The sequence below is a fragment of the Paenibacillus sp. FSL K6-2862 genome, assembly GCF_038005125.1.
GTDB lineage: Bacteria > Bacillota > Bacilli > Paenibacillales > Paenibacillaceae > Paenibacillus > Paenibacillus illinoisensis_A.
This window is the reverse complement of the sequence record NZ_JBBOSN010000001.1, coordinates 314413-333320: the sequence shown is the minus strand read 5'-3', so window position 1 is coordinate 333320 and position 18908 is coordinate 314413. Positions and strand designations below refer to the sequence as shown.

The 18908-nt window shown below is 47.1% G+C and carries 21 protein-coding genes; 9 read left to right on the top strand and 12 right to left on the bottom strand.

Annotated features, from left to right (window positions below; all coding sequences use genetic code 11):
- Nucleotides 1-42 precede the first annotated feature (42 nt).
- The gene (locus tag MHB82_RS01550) at nucleotides 43-831 is read right to left on the bottom strand and encodes a CPBP family intramembrane glutamic endopeptidase (RefSeq protein WP_110757239.1); all 789 of its coding nucleotides are present in this window, start codon (nucleotides 829-831) and stop codon (nucleotides 43-45) included.
- A gap of 305 nt (nucleotides 832-1136) precedes the next feature.
- Between MHB82_RS01550 and MHB82_RS01545 the strand changes: the two genes are divergently transcribed.
- The gene (locus MHB82_RS01545; protein WP_095362344.1) at nucleotides 1137-1808 is read left to right on the top strand and encodes a phosphatase PAP2 family protein; all 672 of its coding nucleotides are present in this window, start codon (nucleotides 1137-1139) and stop codon (nucleotides 1806-1808) included.
- Between the two features lie 126 nt (nucleotides 1809-1934).
- Here the strand turns inward: MHB82_RS01545 and MHB82_RS01540 are convergent, their stop codons facing one another.
- A complete protein-coding gene (locus MHB82_RS01540) occupies nucleotides 1935-2714 on the bottom strand; it encodes a helix-turn-helix transcriptional regulator (RefSeq protein ID WP_341173648.1) in 780 nt (259 codons plus the stop codon).
- A 111-nt stretch (nucleotides 2715-2825) separates the two neighbouring features.
- Here MHB82_RS01540 and pyk point away from each other — a divergent pair, with 111 nt between their 5' ends.
- Entirely contained in the window at nucleotides 2826-4241 is a 1416-nt protein-coding gene (pyk, locus tag MHB82_RS01535) for a pyruvate kinase (protein ID WP_341173647.1), read from the top strand.
- A gap of 98 nt (nucleotides 4242-4339) precedes the next feature.
- Here pyk and MHB82_RS01530 read toward each other — a convergent pair whose 3' ends face one another.
- Entirely contained in the window at nucleotides 4340-4789 is a 450-nt protein-coding gene (locus MHB82_RS01530; RefSeq protein ID WP_110757243.1) for an SRPBCC family protein, read from the bottom strand.
- Nucleotides 4790-4996: 207 nt separating this feature from the next.
- Between MHB82_RS01530 and MHB82_RS01525 the strand changes: the two genes are divergently transcribed.
- From MHB82_RS01525 to MHB82_RS01510, 4 genes are all read left to right on the top strand, one after another.
- Complete coding sequence (locus tag MHB82_RS01525; protein ID WP_341173646.1) at nucleotides 4997-5518, top strand: sigma-70 family RNA polymerase sigma factor; 522 nt, start codon at nucleotides 4997-4999, stop codon at nucleotides 5516-5518.
- Nucleotides 5511-6365 (top strand): hypothetical protein, encoded by an 855-nt coding sequence (locus tag MHB82_RS01520; protein WP_341173645.1) that lies wholly within the window; start codon nucleotides 5511-5513, stop codon nucleotides 6363-6365. The genes MHB82_RS01525 and MHB82_RS01520 overlap by 8 nt, the downstream gene beginning before the upstream one ends.
- A gap of 144 nt (nucleotides 6366-6509) precedes the next feature.
- Nucleotides 6510-7247 (top strand): WecB/TagA/CpsF family glycosyltransferase, encoded by a 738-nt coding sequence (locus tag MHB82_RS01515; protein ID WP_095362340.1) that lies wholly within the window; start codon nucleotides 6510-6512, stop codon nucleotides 7245-7247.
- 74 nt (nucleotides 7248-7321) lie between these two features.
- Nucleotides 7322-8161, top strand: a complete 840-nt coding sequence (locus MHB82_RS01510; protein ID WP_341173644.1) for a helix-turn-helix domain-containing protein — start codon at nucleotides 7322-7324, stop codon at nucleotides 8159-8161.
- On the opposite strand, the gene MHB82_RS01505 is transcribed toward MHB82_RS01510, so the two are convergent.
- Both MHB82_RS01505 and MHB82_RS01500 read right to left on the bottom strand, forming a co-directional pair.
- Complete coding sequence (locus tag MHB82_RS01505; protein ID WP_095362338.1) at nucleotides 8145-8678, bottom strand: MOSC domain-containing protein; 534 nt, start codon at nucleotides 8676-8678, stop codon at nucleotides 8145-8147. The genes MHB82_RS01510 and MHB82_RS01505 overlap by 17 nt on opposite strands.
- Nucleotides 8679-8778: 100 nt before the next feature.
- Nucleotides 8779-9999 (bottom strand): MFS transporter, encoded by a 1221-nt coding sequence (locus tag MHB82_RS01500; RefSeq protein WP_095362337.1) that lies wholly within the window; start codon nucleotides 9997-9999, stop codon nucleotides 8779-8781.
- Nucleotides 10000-10228: 229 nt separating this feature from the next.
- On the opposite strand from MHB82_RS01500, the gene MHB82_RS01495 reads away from it, so the two are divergent.
- From MHB82_RS01495 to MHB82_RS01485, 3 genes are all read left to right on the top strand, one after another.
- Entirely contained in the window at nucleotides 10229-10594 is a 366-nt protein-coding gene (locus MHB82_RS01495; protein WP_095362336.1) for a DUF1304 domain-containing protein, read from the top strand.
- A 121-nt stretch (nucleotides 10595-10715) separates the two neighbouring features.
- Nucleotides 10716-11516 (top strand): DUF4261 domain-containing protein, encoded by an 801-nt coding sequence (locus MHB82_RS01490; RefSeq protein WP_110757249.1) that lies wholly within the window; start codon nucleotides 10716-10718, stop codon nucleotides 11514-11516.
- Nucleotides 11517-11808: 292 nt separating this feature from the next.
- Nucleotides 11809-12168 carry a hypothetical protein gene (locus tag MHB82_RS01485; protein WP_341173643.1) on the top strand — a complete coding sequence of 120 codons (360 nt, stop codon included), beginning with the start codon at nucleotides 11809-11811 and terminating at the stop codon, nucleotides 12166-12168.
- A gap of 68 nt (nucleotides 12169-12236) precedes the next feature.
- Here MHB82_RS01485 and MHB82_RS01480 read toward each other — a convergent pair whose 3' ends face one another.
- From MHB82_RS01480 to MHB82_RS01450, 7 genes are all read right to left on the bottom strand, one after another.
- Nucleotides 12237-12737, bottom strand: a complete 501-nt coding sequence (locus MHB82_RS01480) for a GNAT family N-acetyltransferase (protein ID WP_341173642.1) — start codon at nucleotides 12735-12737, stop codon at nucleotides 12237-12239.
- Nucleotides 12734-13231: a hypothetical protein gene (locus MHB82_RS01475; RefSeq protein ID WP_341173641.1), complete on the bottom strand. Its 498-nt coding sequence runs from the start codon at nucleotides 13229-13231 to the stop codon at nucleotides 12734-12736. Before MHB82_RS01475 ends, MHB82_RS01480 begins: the two co-directional genes overlap by 4 nt.
- A gap of 42 nt (nucleotides 13232-13273) precedes the next feature.
- A complete protein-coding gene (locus tag MHB82_RS01470; RefSeq protein ID WP_341173640.1) occupies nucleotides 13274-13918 on the bottom strand; it encodes a hypothetical protein in 645 nt (214 codons plus the stop codon).
- A gap of 308 nt (nucleotides 13919-14226) precedes the next feature.
- A complete protein-coding gene (locus MHB82_RS01465; RefSeq protein WP_095362330.1) occupies nucleotides 14227-15240 on the bottom strand; it encodes a LacI family DNA-binding transcriptional regulator in 1014 nt (337 codons plus the stop codon).
- Between the two features lie 126 nt (nucleotides 15241-15366).
- Nucleotides 15367-16173 carry a 5-deoxy-glucuronate isomerase gene (gene iolB / locus MHB82_RS01460; protein ID WP_341173639.1) on the bottom strand — a complete coding sequence of 269 codons (807 nt, stop codon included), beginning with the start codon at nucleotides 16171-16173 and terminating at the stop codon, nucleotides 15367-15369.
- A gap of 94 nt (nucleotides 16174-16267) precedes the next feature.
- Complete coding sequence (gene iolG, locus MHB82_RS01455) at nucleotides 16268-17320, bottom strand: inositol 2-dehydrogenase (RefSeq protein WP_341173638.1); 1053 nt, start codon at nucleotides 17318-17320, stop codon at nucleotides 16268-16270.
- Nucleotides 17321-17398: 78 nt separating this feature from the next.
- A complete protein-coding gene (locus tag MHB82_RS01450; protein WP_341173637.1) occupies nucleotides 17399-18874 on the bottom strand; it encodes a CoA-acylating methylmalonate-semialdehyde dehydrogenase in 1476 nt (491 codons plus the stop codon).
- Nucleotides 18875-18908 lie beyond the last annotated feature (34 nt).

Here is an 18908-nt window from a genome sequence, read left to right as displayed (position 1 = left end):
CCACAAGTGCTAAATGCGGTTACCAAGTCGCCTTAGGAACATCTAATGTGTAACTTCATGTCCAGCAGCTCCACCATCGGCAGAGATCCTTTTTTCTTTTCGAGCACCATAGATCAACCATAAACAATGAACAGCAAGAACGATTAACAAGAAAAGATCATAAGGAAGAGTATTCGTATCCTGGAGGTCATCACTTAGGAATTGGATCAAATTATGTATGAAGTGAAACAGAATCAAGGGAATGATGTTCCCGTTTTTCAGCATTAACAGCGCCAGTACAGCTCCGAGCAGTAATGCATAGATCAGCTGCAGCATCGTATCAGCCATACTTTGACCTGAGAGTGCATTCAACATATGTGTAATGGAAAATAAAATGCTTGAGGTCACTACCGCTGCCACTGCACTCTTGCGAAGTAATGTTTTGAATATTAGTCCGCGGTATACGGTTTCTTCCACAAAGGCGACGAGCAGCGTAAAAAAGATAAAGAAGGCTACTTTCGCTAAAGTCAGCTCCGCAAAACCCTTCAGGGCGATTGTACCCAGTACAAGGAGTAGCGGAATATAATACTTTGCGTGCTGAACCGGGATGGTTCTTAGGGAACGAAATCCCGTCTCGGCCCATCTGCGCCGCAGGGTCAGATAAATGATGAGCACAACAGCCATCGGCGTAAAGGACATAAGCACTGGAGACGTGTAATCCAACTGTTTCACCGTCGCGACAGCCCCTGCTGCAAATACAGCGAGCAAGAGCAGCAGTTCAATGATGATCACAGCCAGTACCGGTCTGCGTACGGAGAACGATGGTTTTTTTCCGGTTTGCGGGGTTGCCATGGATAAATCAGCCTCATTTCATTGTCATCTGTCGTTGTCATACGAATTTAATATGACAATTTAGTTGTATCACATCAACGGACATTCGAATATCCTTTTTTGGATAAAATTATAAAAGTAACAAAATAGAGACTTTCTCCACCCTCTTTTCCCCTAAAATCAGGTATGGCTTGTGTTCGAAACTGTCATCATAGTAGTACGCAAGATATTGGCTGCAGGGTTAACCATACTCTGCAGCGTCTTATATAAAGAGAAAAGAGTAAAATAACGAACGTGCACGATGCATAACAAATCAGGGGGTCAATATGAAAGAACTATTTCTGCGCTGGGGGCATCTGCTGGCTATACTCTGCATACCACTTCAAGGCACCATATATGTTTTTCTAGGCAGTAATCCGGGTGACAATGTCTTCTACAATTACGCTTGGATTGATACACAAATTCCATTTATCAAAGAATTTATCTACCCATACATCAGTTGGATGCCCATTCTATACCTTGGCTTTATCTATCTGGGCCTGACTAATAAATCGTTATTCTGGCGTACACTACTGACCTATAATGTCGGGGTTATCGCGGCCAACATCTGTTTTGCAGTCTTTCCAACGCATGTCCCGCGGCCAATGGTTGGCGGAACCGATCTGAGCAGTACGCTAGTTCAGTTCATCTATGCCAATGATGCTCCATTCAACTGTTTTCCAAGCGTTCACTGCCTCACAAGTTATCTGCTGTTTATAATCATTAATCGACACTTGAATTTCCGACCACTCGCCCGAATCTCCTGGTCAGTGTGGCTCTGGCTGATCATTGCTTCAACGGTGTTTGTAAAACAGCACTCCCTGCTGGATGTTGCAGGCGGAATTCTGTTTGCGGAAGCAGCGTATTGGGCCGTCCGGGCAGTCTTGGCCCGCAGCAGCCTTGCCCGCAAAAAAACAAAGCAGCATGTAGGTGCCACCAATACAAGCAGCAATGCTTAATCACTCCTTACAAGCAGCAAGGATATATGCTGCATGACATCAAAAGAGGGCCAGCGGCCCTCTTTTTTTGCACATCTATATAGAAGAAACCAAAAACCGACCCACTTTCAGGGTTAAAGTTCCGTCTTAAATCACAGGAGGACGCTCATGGAGCCAGTCGGAAGGCTGGGTTCCGGTTATGCGCTTGAAAATGCGGTAAAAGTACGACAAGTCCCGATAACCAAGAAATTCGGCAATCTCCTGAATGGACAACTGTGATTCGGTGAGGAGATATAATGCTCGTTTCATCCGCTGGTCATGCACATACTGGCTGATCGTTTGATTCGTCATGCTTTTGAACAACGCTGCTGCATAATTGGGCGTCTTGCCAATCACATCTCCGAGATCATCCTTCGTTAACTTTTCCCGGTAATGGCGCTCAATGTATCGTTTCATCCGCTCTGCGTGCATATGTTTCTCTGGTGGAATAACTCCTCGGTCCAGTTCCCGATTCACATAAATCAACACTTCCATCAATAACGCCTGACTCATCATGACATAATAAGAAGGACGCTCCTGCCACTGCTGGTGAATCGCCTTCATGCGTTCATGAATCAGCTCGTAACATCCGGGTCTATGCCGTAACGCTTCTGCCCGTTCCAATGCAGGCAATCCATCGGCATGATCTCCTTGCAAATGGACAACAATTTGAGTGTGCGTTACCGTAGGAATGCTTTTGCCATAATAGGAGACATCACCGGGAATCAACAACAATTCACCCTTCTCCATAATCAGTTTCTCGCCGTTCACCCAATATACACATTTTCCATATGTAACCAAGCTGAGCCGCCAGGTTCCTTCGGTTTGCACCGCTTCTTCGTACCAACCGACGCCATTAATATGCCTTACTTCTAACGGAATGACCATAACTCACCTCAATACTGGACTATACTCCAATCATTGTACTATAGTTCATACCCTGATTCGACAGAAAACGCTACAATACACACATAAGCAAAATATGAGGAGGAAATCAGCATGTTGAAAACAAAGATTATTTGTACTATGGGACCTGCTTGTGACTCGATCGAAACATTGAAAGTAATGATTCAGGAAGGCATGACGGTGGCCCGTCTGAATATGGCTCACGGTGAGCTGGAAGACCACGTTACCCGGATTAACAACATCCGCCAAGCAGCTTCCGAACTGAACAAATATATACCTATTATGATGGACATCAAAGGACCGGAAGTTCGGATCGGTAAACTGAAAGAAGCATCCTGCCACTTGCAAGCAGGCAAAGAGCTCATTCTGACAACAGAAGAAATCCTGGGTGACGCAGAGCGCATCTCCGTAAACTATCCTGAATTGAATCTCGTTGTGAAGCCTGGCGATCGCATCCTGATTGACGATGGTCTGGTAGATCTGACTGTACTCTCTGTAGAGGGTTCGGATATTCATTGCAAAATCATCAGCGGTGGCATTCTTAAACCACGTAAAGGCGTTAACTTGCCAGGAATCAAAACGACTCTGCCGGGTGTAACCGAGCGTGACGTTATGCACATCGGATTCGGGATCGAAAACGATATCGAAATCATTGCCGCTTCTTTTGTTCGCAAAGGCGATGACATTCGTGAAATTCGCAGCATCCTGAAAGAACGCGATGCAGAACACGTGCAGATTATCTCCAAAATTGAAAATCAGGAAGGTATGACCAACCTGAACGATATTATTGAAGCTTCTGACGGTATCATGGTAGCTCGTGGTGACCTCGGGGTTGAAGTGCCGATTGAAGACGTACCTATGATGCAAAAAGAAATGATCGACAAATGTAACCGTGCAGGTAAACCGGTTATCGTTGCTACGCACATGCTGGAATCCATGCAAGTTAACCCGCGTCCAACCCGTTCCGAAGTCAGCGACGTAGCAAATGCCGTTCTTCAAGGCGCAGACGTAGTCATGCTGTCCGGTGAATCGGCTGCAGGTAAATATCCTGTCCAATCTGTTCGCACAATGGCTGCTGTTGCACGTCGTGCTGAAACGATGATTGATTACAAAGAGCAATTCGGTCAAAAATCAGCTGCACAAGTAGCCGACATTACGGAAGTTATCAGTCAGGGAGCTGTAAGTTCCTCTCTTGTACTGAATGCCAAAGCGATTATCACTTCCACAGAAAGTGGCTTCACAGCACGCATGATCTCCAAGTACCGTCCGAAAGCACCGATTATCGCCGTTACTCAGCATGAAGAAGTACTCGCTAAAATTTGCTTGCTCTCCGGCGTTATCCCGGTTATGGGCGACAAAGTAACGACGACGGATGAAATGTTCGAATCTGCTACACGTAACGCAATCAAAACAGGTTATATCGAAAAAGGCGACATTATCGTGTTGTCCGCAGGTGTACCTATCGGTCAATCCGGTAATACCAACCTGATCAAGGTTCAACAAGTATAATTCAATCGATACTGTTAAAATATAGACAAATAAAATCCACCGAAGGCTCGGCTGCCTTTCGGTGGATTTTTTTTATGTGACGACTCAGGTATATTTTTTTACCACCCGAAGTCCAACGTTTTTCCCGTTTCTACCCAGGTTTTGATACTGCTTAAAATCATCCACCAGCTGTTCTGCGCGCTTGCATAGGAAGGATGATTCTCCGTAAACTGATCATTGATCAAGGTCAGTTTGGTACACTCGCCCACGGTTTCGAGCTGGAAGACCACTCTGGATTCAAGATCCGTATGATTCGCATGATACGAGGGTCCGGGATGCTCCCGATAACTGAGTCTGGATAAAGGTTCGAACTCTAAAATGTCACCGTACACATGGACGGTTTCAGCACCATCATTGCCTGGTCCTACATAAGCAAACGGCTGGCCTGGTTGAAAATTGGAACGAAGTTCACTGCCAAAGAAACTGCTTCGTGTGCCGTCAGGTGAAATCAGGGCATTCCACACGTCTTCCAGCCCGGCGTTGATATAAAATTCATATTTTAATTCCATGAACTCACTCCCCTATGCAATGGATATGCGATCTACCAACTCGCACTCCTATCCTATCGTTATACCCTTAACTTCGTATTGTAAAAACACGACAACCGGAAAAATAAGATTAAGATTATAGAGAGAATAACAAATTTAAAACACCTAAAACCATTTGCAGTCTCCGGACAGTCCAATCCATATATCACAAAATGATAAGGAGAGTTCATGGAAAAAATAATTCAAGCCCAACGAGGAAACGAAGGGGCCTTCAGACAGCTCATTGAGGAAAGACAGACCACACTTTACCGAACAGCATATGCTTACGCCCATAATCAGCATGATGCCCTGGATATCGTACAGGAGTGTGTTTACAAGGCATACTTATCCATACAAAAGTTGAAAGAACCCGCCCATTTCAACACATGGCTGATCCGCGTTCTTATCAACTGTGCCATTGATTACATGAAAAAGAAAAATCGGGTTACCCTGCTTCCTAATCCTGTTTCGGAATATGTCGAAAATCCCGTAAACTCCTCTTCTGTCGAAGAGAGAATGGATATTGCCAAGGCTGTGGGACATCTGGAGGAGAAGTACCACACCGTCATCATTCTGAAGTACTATCATGACCTGACGGTATTTCAAATCGCAGAATTGCTGTCATGTCCTGTCGGAACTGTGAAAACCCGCTTGCACACAGCTATGAAAAAACTACGAATAGAGCTCAAGGAGGAATGCAGTCATGAATAGACCACTACAGAAGTGGATTAATAGCATCCATGCCATTGAAGTCCCGGAGAAAGAATTGGGAACCGCTATCGATCAAGCCATAGCAAGGGCTCAACGAGACAAACGTAAACAGCACCCCAATACCATGCACCGTATTAAACGCTGGTTATCCTATTCGGCAGCTACCCTGATAGTCAGCAGTTTAATCTTTGGTTTTTCACCTGATACGCGAGCACTTGCTACAGATCTCACCAGTCAAATCTATCAATTCATTTATGCAAAAACGCATACTACGGCGAATGGATCAATTCAGGTAGGAGACCAGCAGCTGACCCCTGAAGAATATGAGTTATTATTCTATACACCTGTCAAAACAGACCAAGGTTATTCGTTGCAAAGAAAAAATGATATACAGGTTCAACTCCAACATGGAGAGATGGAGCTACAAACTTCACTGCATCAGGCCGAAGCCATATCCGGAATTTCATTAACAACCACAATAGACCGCATCCAAGCTACAATGCCAGAAAAATTGAAACAGACTTTACCGCAAATATACGCAAGCGGAAAAGGCATAGCACTCCAATATGGTTATTCTTCGGCAGAAGATCCATATACGTATGTCACAATTACTCAGCCTACAGAAGGCTTTGAAATATTGGATCAGCGTCAGACAATAACGATTAAAGGGATGCATGCCACCCTAGGGGAGATGCCTGTAAAGGTCTGGGATACAGATGATCGTGAGGCTCGTATACGAATGGATCAGGTGCTGCGTTGGAATGATCCTACAGGTTTGGAATACCGAATTGCTGCAAGTGGCCTATCTATAGACCAGCTGTTACATATTGCCGAGTCCATGCTTTAGCCGCCTGTTCCATAACTGATAACTGAACCATATAGTTCTTTGCTACAAGATCAGATATACTAAAATGGAATGAAATAACAGCATTTGGTACCATGAGTTTGCCCCTATTCATTGGTGGGGCGTTCATCAGAAAGGAAGCAAAGCATGAGCCAAACTACGAATATTATGGGTATTCCTTTTCCCAACCTCACCATGGAGCAGACCCTCACCATTCTAAGCGATGTTGTAGATCGGCGTAGCACTGAACTCTTTCATGTCATTACGGGAAATCCGGAAATCGTCATGTCGTGTCAAAAGAACCAAACACTCCGGGCGATCGTGGATCAAGCCGGATTGGTAACCGCGGATGGGGCAGGCATTGTGATGGTCTCACGCTTCCGAGGCGGTCAATTGACTGAACGGGTAACCGGCTGTGATCTGTTATTCCGCTTATTAGAAGAGGGAAACCGAAAACAGTGGTCCTTCTATATGCTTGGAGCAGAAGAGAAGGTTAGTCAACGGGCAGTGGAAGTCATCGAGGAGAATTACCCGGGTGTAATCGTTAGCGGCAGGCACCATGGTTTTTTCTCAACGGATGAGGAAGAGCACATTGTGGAGGAAATCCGCAATGCACAACCAGACTTTCTTATTGTTGCACTCGGAGCACCGAATGCCGAGCACTGGATCGACAAGCACCGTCATCTGCTAAATGCTCGTATAGCCATTGGCGTCGGAGGAAGCCTGGATATCGTTGCAGGCAAGACCAAACGTGCCCCAGCCTTGTGGCAAAAGCTAAATCTGGAATGGTTGTACCGGCTGCTCAGCCAGCCCTCCAGGTGGCGAAGACAGCTTATATTGCCACGTTTTGCTGTTCGAGCACTGCTGTTCCGAGAGCAGAAGTGACCGGACAACACCCATGTTTTTCTGTACCTGCGAACACAGGGATAGCCACATTAAATACAGAGGAGATGAACAAGATGGAATCCTCAACCCATATCAGCATACCCAGCATGGGCCTGCTTCAACTGAACGAAGGCAACAAAAGATATGAGCTGACACGGCATGCTCCTGCGGAAGCGCTCAGTCCTTTTGTTAAACATTACTGGATGGTATCGTGGGATCTTACAGGTCTTGAATCCTATCCACAGCATGTGGTGCCCAATCCCTGTGTTAATCTGGTCGTAGAGCGGGGCAACACATTTTTCTTCGGTCCTTCTGGACGCAAATTCTCCTATCTCATTCGCGGAAAGGGGCAGGTGTTTGGCGTAAAGTTCCGACCGGGTGGATTCTATCCCTTTGTTCGCCTCCCTATCTCATCATTGTGTGAACAACCGTTGGAAGTTTCCCGTGTGCTTAACGTCAGCGCAGCATCATTGGAAGAACAACTGCTCACTGATGGCAGTCATGTCGATAAAATCAGTTACATGGACCAACTTCTATGTGCACACCTTCCAGCTGAGGATACCCAAGCGAGACTGGTTCACGATATCGTACAGCAGATTGAACTGAACCGGGAATTGTTGAGAGTGGATGATCTGTCGTCTTTCTGGAACATTCATACAAGAAAACTCCAGCGCCTGTTCAATCAGTATGTAGGAATCGGCCCCAAAACGGCAATCAAGCTCTACCGACTGCAAAATGCAGCCGAACTGATCGACCGTGGTCTTCACTGCGATCTGGTTAAGCTATCTCAGGAGCTTGGATACCATGATCAGCCTCACTTCATCAAGGATTTTAAATCCATTATCGGGAGCACACCCGAGGAATACATTCATTCACGCAAAAACCTGCCCCCAAATATCAGGACAGGCGTATAACTTCAATCGTATCACCAGTTCGAATTGCACCTTCCCGTTCAACCGAGCAGACAATACCACGTTTTTTGCGAGCGGCAGGCACGAATTTTTTGCGCAAACCATCCTGTTCATAGACTTGCTCAATCACTTTCCCTGGATGAACACAAGGGAGATTCTCTCCTTCGCATATCAAACCTGTCCCGTCAGGAAACAGAAGCCGCGTTCCGGCAGGCAGCTCAGTTAAGCAGTCAATGCCACGAACCATCATATTTGCACCAAGCCATTCCGGACGAATTTCGGGAATGTTCATTTTCTCAGCAATGAGTGCACATTCCTCCTCCGAGACAATACTAATCTGCCGACGATTGGCAATCATCGTGCCCCGCTTATATATCTTCTGTCTGGAGTCCGCGGGACGCAGCAGGCCATAATGACGGTCTCCCGGAATTCCAGCAAGCTCAATATCGATTAACGGTACGGTCCGCGTAACAAACGTCGATGGATCGTCTGCAAGCAGCACGTATTGAACGGTTCCCATGCCAGTCCCCTCTTTTCCATGAGCTATTCATCTCTTCGAATATATTATTACCCAACAGGCAGACTTCAGCAATCGGCATTTGTTGATCTTGCAAATGAATTTACTCCGAGTTCCTCATCACGTGAGATCCGCTAACTCCCTTCCCCTTAGGTAACATCAGCAACAAAATGAACGCACCTGCCAGAAAGAGTACACCACTCACGGTAACTACCGTCGTTAGGTTCAATTGATTCATTAGATAACCTGCGGACGACATGCTAATGACCATCATGCCCATAAACACCGGAGTAACTGCCCCTCCCACTCGGCCAATATAGTTCGTATCCGTATTGCGCATAATCATCGTCTGAATGCCTACATGAATCCAAGGATAAAAGAAACCGTTAATCACCTGAGCGATCATGGTCAGCAAAATGTTGGTGGACCAGCCCATCATGATTGTTCCGAGCGCACTGATCAGCAAACCTGCAGCGAGCAGCACTTGAGGCTGAAGTTTTTTGGCTGCACTCATGATGATTGCGCCCCCGACCAGCATGGCTGCACCATTAACCATGAGCAGCCACTGTAGAAAAGTTTTGTCCTGCCCCAGATTATCGATGACAACAAACAGCATCAACGGTTGTATCAACCCAGCAGCCAGCCCGGCTACCGCAAAAGTCATGACCAGTGCCCGAAGAGCAACATTAGCATACACATATCGAAACCCCTCAGCCAGCTCTTGATGGAAGGAGCCCCTAATGCCTGTAGCCACAGTCCCCCCTTCATCTTTAGGTAACCGCGAAAGAACCAGCCCCGATAGCAGAAACATCACAGATGTAAGAAAAAGAGATACTTCGATCCCGTAGTTCTGATAGATGACCGTTCCGATCATGGGACCAACCACCATAAAGACAGCAACCAACGTTTGAAACATGGCCATTACTCCCTGCAACCCCTCACTTGGGACGTGCTGCTTGAACAGCTTCATTGCAGAGGGCTGTGAGAATTGAGAGAATACTGCTGAAACCAAGGTACCCAACAACACTGAATACCAGGGACCAAACATTAAGGCAACCAGCACAACTACCGCAGAAAGTGAGGAAAGCAGATCACACCACACCATGGTATGTTTGGGCCTCCAGCGATCAGCGAAGGTTCCTCCGATTATTGCAAAAATAAAGATGGGTGCATACTCGGCCACAGAGATCCATGATACGGCCTGCGGATCATTGTTGGTCAGATCAGTCACATACAAGAGTATGGCAAAATTGCGTACCCAGATCCCCAATTGCAGAAGTAATCGGGAAATGACTATGGTCCGTACATATGGATTACGAAACACTCCAACTCCTCCTTCGGACTTTTTAAACAACTATTTATATTGTTGTTTGTTTATTTATAGATAATATAATATATTGTTTGTAATTAAACAATCATTTGTTTTCTCATTCGTCCTATCATATTTATTTCACACAATTTATTTGTACAAAATTTAATTAATACTTTAAGTTGTGGTTGCAAACATTTATACTGAGAAGATAATGAAATAAACTACATAAAAAGAAAGCAAGGTGTTCGTATTGATCGGTTCAGTTTTTGTGGCTCTGGTAGCCATTGAACACATTTACATCATGATCATGGAGATGTTTATGTGGACTCGTCCACGTACAATGAAAACCTTTGGTCTCACACCAGAATTCGCAGAATCAACCAAGTCTCTGGCAGCTAACCAGGGGCTTTACAACGGTTTTCTTGCAGCGGGGCTGATCTGGGGATTGGTGTATCCAGACTCGGTGATTGGTCAGCACATTCAGATCTTCTTCCTGGCTTGTGTCATCATCGCAGCCTTATACGGAGGAGCAACTGCTTCCCGGTCTATTATCGTCAAACAAGGATTGCCAGCATTGATCGCATTGCTCCTGGTACTTTTCCTCTAATCAGCTCTTGAGTGGTAACTTACTGCCCTTATTCATTACAGACCAAAGTATGGTATGGTAAGGTAATAATGGAATCAGTTATACCCCATTACCGTGATGGATTTGGAAAGGAGAATGTCTCATGGGACTGTTTGACAAGCTTCGGCGTCGCAAAAAGGAACCTGTATCTGTAGGCGGAGCCGTCGAATCTTCTTCACATAGTGAAACCATTGTTGGTTTTGTCCTTTTGGAACAGGATGACTGTGATTTTGATCAATTCATCCACACGATGAAGAAGGATTGGGATATTAATATCGAAGAGAGTTCGGAAGAGGGTAACCTTTTCTTTGAGGTAGATGGGATGCAGGTGGTATGTGCTTATATTGGTGCCCCTGTTCCTGACCGGGAAGTAGAGGAGAACGCCAAATTAAATATATTGTGGCGTGAAGCCGAACAAGTTACTTCCAGACATCAATCACAAATTATCGTCTCTGTTCTGAACGCACCGGATGCGATCCAGGGACATATCCTGTTTACCAAGACAGCAAGTGCACTGTTACAGCTTGACCATGCACTCGCCATATATTTGGCACCACTTGTTGTCGAGGCACGTCAGTATGTTGAGACTAGTTATATCCTCAAGCAGGACGAGCTGCCTGTTTCCCTATGGATTTTTATCGGTATGTATCAGAATGCGGAAGGCGCTTCAGCCTATACGTATGGATTGCGTAACTTCGGAAAAGAAGAGATCGAGATTATACATTCAGCCAACCCATTAAGTGATGTATTTGAAATGATGTTTATGACGATGACCTACGTGGTTGAAAATGACGTCACGTTGCACGATGGGGAAACCCTCGGGTTTACAGCTGAGCATAAGCTCCCAATTATCCGTTCCAAGGGAGTAGCTACAGAAGGCAGCAGTCTAAAGATCGGATATTAATTAACATGAAGTCATATAGGAAGCAACAACCCACAGGGGCAAGCTCAGCATCCCCCTATTTGTCTCCTGAAATAAATAGAGCCATCCAGAGCATTAATCTGGGCGGCTCTATTATTTTTGAAGCGGCTATTTCACTCTCATCCGAGATTCCCTAATATTAACTCTGCTAGTATAAAAATAGTTCATAAGTATTACATAATCTCGAAAATTTGTTTCATAGCCCGATTATCGGGTATAATTAATAGGTCAATAGACTTATATATTACATATTTTTTTCGAGGGAGTTGCCTGTATGTCTGTACGACGTTTGGATTCAAAGGAACATATTATTGAAATAATCTGGGATGGCATGGTTTCCCCTGAAGAAGTAGAACAAACGAATCGGGAAATTCAACATATTGCGCAGCAATTGGATAATTCGTTTGATGTACTGGTGGACATGCGAAACATGAAAGCTTTCTCCCAGGAAACGAAAGAGAAAATTGTGGAGCATCAAAAGCTGCTCACACAATGGGGTATGAAACGTGCTAGTGTAGCGGTCGGCAGTGCCATTGCGAAGATGCAGCTGAATCGGATCTCCAAGGAATCGGAGCATCAGACGGAATTCCAATGGGAAACATATGATGAAGCACTAGCATTTTTGACGAAATAGAAGAAGCGTTCCCTTGTGGGAACGCTTCTTCTATGTTCAGATCCATTTAGACTCCCATCCCGTAGTACTCAAAGAGCTGGATGAAGCCGACATAACATGGTGACCGATGTACCACACATCCCAATCTCCTCGAATCCAAAACGCCGGTAAAGTCGGATGGCTGCATTATTCGGATCTACGCTCAGCGACACGGCCTGAGTCCCCCTCTGCCGAGCTTCATCCAATGCCGCCTGCATCAGAAGAGTGCCCAATCCTTTTCCTCGTGCTTCCTCAATGACTGCCATGCCCATCTCTGGTGTAGCAGCGTTCACGTAACCGTATCCGGCATTGTGCTCATCATACAAACGTAAAGTGATCGAACCCAGTTTCCTGCCTAATGTATCTACCGCGATATATCCAAAATCCCCTGCTCTTCCCCAGCCTTCCACGTACTTGGACAGTTCTGGAGAATGGACAATCCCAGGTTCCAAAGGTTCATCATCCGCCTGGGTATGCAGTGAAGCGTATAACATCTCCCACAGGAACGGAACATCTTCCGTCTCTACAGGACGAACGTAGTACTCGGTCATGATTCTTCCTCCTTTATTCCCTCAAAGAGGCGCTCCATCTTGTACCAATTCATATCTTGCGACACCTTATAGTCCTGTAGTTTATCTCGCGTATCATTACCGTTATAGATCGTCATTGAATGTTTGTTATATAAGGTGATTCCAAAACCATTGATTTCACGTTCCTCTTTGTTAATCATAAGACGCCACTCATAATAATAGGGAGATTCCCGTTCTGTATCCCTCTGATTAATCTTCTTCAATTCAATATCCTTGTAGTCCTTCAGAATGTCCTGAATTTCCGCCGCATCCTTGATGATCACTTCCTCCCTGTCCCCCGATGAACTTGAAAATCTTGTGATTTCTAACCGGTCGAATTTGTCCAGCATGGTCATGTGATCCGTAACCTCTGCCCGAAACGTGGTATGCTGTTGAGATATGTACACGGGTATCGCTGTAGCTACTAAGGCAAGTAAAATAACGATACCCAGAATCAGCTTTCTTTTTCTATTCATAAATCAACCTCCTCTCGTTAACCTATATGCGCCTGAATTAATCTATAGTTGGAAAAATCCTGATCCGCTAAAATGTTTTGGATCCTTTGCCCTTTGATTCCGGGCTTCCCATTCTCCTTGTCTCTGTAGGTGTGCTACGTATCCACTAAAACTGAGCTGTAATCGAGAGTGATCCTGCAGCGTACCCAAGACATAATTTTTCACAAGTTCACTTGTGCTGGAATCATCAGAGGAGAGATAACCGGTGTTCTCATACACTTTGCGGAACTCTTTTCGTATCATGTCACCATTTCTGACCTCTCTTACTTGTACCAAAACTCCTGCCTGTGCTGAAATTCCTTCTTCCAGGGCTATATTGGCCGCGTACTCTGCGTCGTAGCACTCCATGATTATTGAAGGTGTTTGTTCCTCTGTGGTGTCGGCCTTCTGGCACTCGTGCTCCTGGTTGATGGGTTCCTTCGATGTTCTCTCACCCGTAAGTTCGGAATATCTCTCTTGAAACTGTTCAGTAGATAGTTTCGTAACTTCCCAGTCCATCACATTAGTTTGAGAAGGATCCTGTGTGAGGGATTCAACTTCTGATTCCGTAGTGATCTCCTTCTGACCAGAAGAAAAATCCAGTAGCAATAAGCCCACAATGAAACATATGGATGCAGCAAGTCCCCACCTTTTGATAAAATCACCCATCTTTCTCATCCTAATATCGTATAAAAATTGGATATCGTATGCTATTTTTAGTATACCATTTCATCCATATATTGTTCTATATTAATACATCCATCCAAACCAACCTATCGACCATTATAGCTACCCTATGTGAAAAATAGCTTACCTCCTCCTATCAAGGAGAAACGGGATTACATCATACTAATTGGATTCCATCATGCCATCTGATCCCGTAGTCTACACGGAATAAGCCGAATCCATCCTCCTAGGAGGTTGAATTCGGCTTTTTTGTCTATCTCACTGAGCTGATGTGATGCTGGATCCCTGAATCAAGAATGAGTGGAGACCTCCCCCGTTGACTCTCTGATCACCAGCTCGGGTTTCAGAACCAATTTCTGTGGCCGTTTATGCTCATCCTTCAACTCATCGATTAGCAGATCCACAGCACGATGCCCCAAATCCTCAATAGGCTGGGCAACCGTCGTGAGCGGTGGATTGGTCACGGATGCGAGAATGGTATTGTCGAATCCGATGATGGAGACATCTTCAGGGACTCGCAGACCGTGCTCTTTTGCTGCCTGCAACGCTCCAATAGCCTGCATATCATTACAACAGAATATGCCGGTTGGCCGGTTGGTTTGCTCGAGCAGCACAAGCACCTCCTGTTTGGCTGCTTTTATGTCTGCGGTTGATTCCCTGACCTGGGAAAATTCAAGAGCAAGACCTGCTTCCTCCACTGCTTCGCGGAATCCGCGTACACGTTCCTTACTGCTGCTGACCTTGAGTGGCTCTGACACCACCGCAAGGCGGGTATGACCGAGCTGAAGCAAATGCTGCGCAGCCAGTGCACCTCCGAGCCTGTCATCGATCGCAACGGTGTGCACCGAGAGGGACGGCAGTTGACGAGCAATTAAGGCAACAGGTATGGATTGCTGCAGAAGGGGTGACAAAATCTCGGCATTATCAATACCCGTTCCGATCATCATGCCATCGACTCTTTTTTGCTGAAGCAGGTTTAAATACCGCTCTACCCGCTCGTCCTTATTGTCCGTGCTGCAGATCACGACGCTGTACCCCAGCTGACGGCTCCGGTCTTCTACTGCTCTGGCAAGCTCGGCAAAATACGGATTGGATATATCGGGTACAAGCAGACCGAGCGTATAGGTTTGCTTGCCTGTAAGTGCAGCTGCGATCGCGCTAGGTTGATAGTTAAGGCGCTCCATGATCCCCATAACCTCAGCGCGCCGCTTCTCACTGATCTTCCCTTTGCCGTTAATGACCTGGGAGACTGTGGCAATGGATACGCCCGCCTCACGCGCAATATCATAAATGGTTGCTTTCATTGTTAATTCCCCATCTGTGCTATATACAAGATTCTTATATATAGGTAATCGTTTTCTTCTCATTATGCAGGGGGAAGTCTGCATTCGCAACTCGAAACCACACTATAAGATACTGATGAGACCGAATTACCTTTTCATCAGCCAATCATGGTCAGGGTCATTATAAAATTTCCAGGTTCGAGTCGGGCCCGCCATCACATTAAGGTAATACACCTCATATCCCGGTGGAGCACCTACTGGGTGATATCCGCGAGGGACAAGCACGACCTCACCATTGTTCACTGCCAGTGTTTCATCCACAGATCGATCGTCTGTGTAAATGCGTTGAATGGCAAACCCCTGCTCGGGCTGCACCCGGAAGTAATAGGTCTCCTCCAGTAGTGATTCTTCAGGCAAGGCATCCCGGTCATGTTTATGCGGCGGATAACTCGACCAATGTCCATCAGGCGTAAATACTTCAACGACGAGCAGACTGTCCGCTTCCTTCTGTTCCGGTAATATGTTATGAATCTGGCGTTCCAGATTGCCATACCCGCGGGTCTCTACTCCAACGTCTTCCGGTGTGATGAGACGAGCCGGATATGTTCCTTTGCCCGGTGCCGCACATATGGCTATTTCCAATTCGGAAAGAGCATTGATCTCCACCTGATCGGAGCTAGAGACATAGACGGAATAAGGAGGTATTTTCTCAAATATGCTCATTCTCTTCCCAACGTTCTCCCACGCATGCGCCCGCGTACTTATATTGGCCAGTCCGCTGAGCAGTACGACACAGAGTTCCTGATCACCGCTCTCACGGGTGAAGGATTGCCCTTCTGCAAGCTGTACTACCTGAAACCCAACATATTGCCAACCAGCAGACTCTGGAGTTACGTGTATAAGCGTGCCGTCCCCCTTCGAATGTGCTGCCGGTTTCACGATACGTTCTGACATGCTGCAGCCTCTCCTTTCTTTGCGCCCTGGCAATCTCGTATTCCTATCCATAGAGAAACACCATCTGCAATAGCATGAACGCTGAATTGAATTTTTAGGGCGATGCAGTTTGAGATTCCATTGTCACCCCAGTGACTTCTCGCAGCTTGACAGGTCTGCCCTGTTCCATGGACATCCTTGCAGCCAGTGCGATCCGTTCAGCCTGAACCGCATCATGACCATCTACAATAACGGGTGTATCCTTCAGGATCGCTTCAATAAAAAGGGCCGTCTCCTGCACATAAGCCTCATTGTATCTTTCCAGAAAAAAGTGAAGCGGTTTATCCCGCATAAGCCCTGCCGCTGTACTAATCTCTGCCGTATTGGGATGATCGTTTGCAGCAGCTGCACTGCCCAATGAGCCAAACACCTCGACACGCTGATCATATCCATATAACGCTTGGCGGCTGTTATCAATGACCCCGATGGCTCCATTTTCAAAACTCATCGTCACAATGGCTGTGTCCACATCTCCATGCTCTGCAAAAACAGGGTGGATCAGCACATTCCCTTGGGCATATACTTCCTCTACTTCACTTCCCGACAGATAACGTGCCATATCAAAATCGTGAATCATCATATCCATGAAAATTCCGCCAGATACCCGGATATACTCCGCGGGCGGCGGGCTCGGGTCCCGTGAAGTGATTTTGATAATATGCGGATCGCCAATCGTCCCGTCCTGTACGTGGTCGCGCACCCGTTTGAAGTTGTGATCGAAGCGGCGGTTGAATCCGATTTGCAGCTTCACGCCAGCCTTTTGCACAGCCGCCACAGCCGCTTGGGTCTGAGCCAAATCCATACTGACCGGCTTCTCGCAGAAAATATGCTTGCCCGCTTGCGCCGCTTGTTCAATTAAGGGTACATGCGTATCCGTCGAGGAGCAGATCAGCACAGCATCCACGTTCGGCATCGAGATCAGCTGACTGCTGTCTGCCGTTACGACCGAAATTCCCCGTGCTGAGGCCCAAGCCTCCAGCTCAGGCCCCGCAAACAAATCACTGATTGCTACAATCTCGGCATGCGGGTTGCGCAGGAGATTGTCTGCATGAATTTTACCGATCCGCCCGGCACCAATAATGCCAATTCTCACTTTGTCCTTGCCCATTTACGTTATCCTCCCTGTCCCTGTGTTCACTCGCTATAGGATGAGGTCTCCCCTTGGTCTGGTTTATGCCTAGGGTTGTTACCAGCGGGCCGTCACCATTTTTTTACGCGTATAAAATTCAACTCCATCCGTACCGTTGGCGTGCAGGTCACCGTAGAAGGATTTCTTCCAGCCGGAAAAAGGGAAAAAGGCCATTGGCGCAGGTACGCCCAGGTTAATGCCAAGCATGCCTGCATCAATCGTTTCACGGAATTGTCGCATGCTCGCCCCGCTACGAGTGAACAGGCACGCCCCATTGGCAAAGTCGGAACGATTCGCCAGCTGGACTGCTTCCTCGAGCGTATCTACTCTAGCTATGGAGAGCACAGGGGCGAAGATCTCATCCTTCCAGATTTTCATGCTGCTCTGAACCTCGTCGAATATGGTGGGTCCAACAAAATATCCGGGCGTGCTTGCCGCTTCATCCTTGCGGCCATCGCGGATCAAGGCTGCGCCTTCCTGTTCTCCGGATTCAATGTAGCTGAGCGTACGTTCTTTATGCGGGCCTCGAATGACCGGACCGAGGAACACACCCTCATCTAAACCATTGCCGATCGTGATGCGGTCCGCTGCTTCCACCAGCTTTTGTACCAACGCATCTGCAATATCACCAACGGCCACGACAACCGAACAGGCCATGCAGCGTTCTCCGGCTGAGCCAAAAGCTGCACTGGTGATCTCCTTCACCGTCAGGTCAAGGTCGGCATCCGGCATGACGATCGAGTGGTTTTTGGCACCGGCGAGGGCCTGCACCCGTTTTCCGTGCGCGGATGCAGTAGTGTAGACGTATTCAGCCACAGGTTGTGAGCCGACAAAAGAGATGGCTTGAACATCCTGATGTTCAAGCAGTCCGTTCACGACGTCATGTGCACCGTGTACGATGTTAAGTACACCGTCCGGAAGCCCGGCTTCCTTGAACAGCTCAGCCAGGCGCCCTGCGAGCAGCGGTGTTCGCTCGGAGGGCTTCAGCACAAAGGTATTCCCGCACGCAATCGCCAGCGGGAACATCCAGCACGGTACCATCATGGGGAAGTTGAAAGGGGTGATCCCCCCTATAACGCCGATCGGGTACCGATACATGCCTGATTCCAGCCCTGTGGCAATATCAGGCAGCTGCTTGCCCATCATCAGATTCGGGGCACCTGCCGCGAATTCGACGCATTCAATGCCCCGCTGTACTTCCCCGTAGGCTTCGGCATAGCTTTTGCCGTTCTCCAATGTGACCAGCCGGGCCAGTTCTTCCCAGTGTTCCACCAGCAACTGCTGGTAGCGGAACAAAACACGCGCACGGCGAGGAACTGGCGTGCTGCTCCAGGATGGGAATGCCTCTCTTGCCGTTTGGACAGCGAGATCCACGTCTGCCTGTTCTGACAGCGGGACGTGTGCAATGACTTCCTCCGTAGCCGGATTCATGACCGGCTCGGTTCGGGTTGCCGCCGGGGCTACCCAGGCACCCCCGATCCAGTTTTGTACCATCGTCACGGTTGTGGACGCTTCCGAAATCCCATTTCCCATAGCCCTGTCTCCCTTCGCTTATATATGTTGCAAC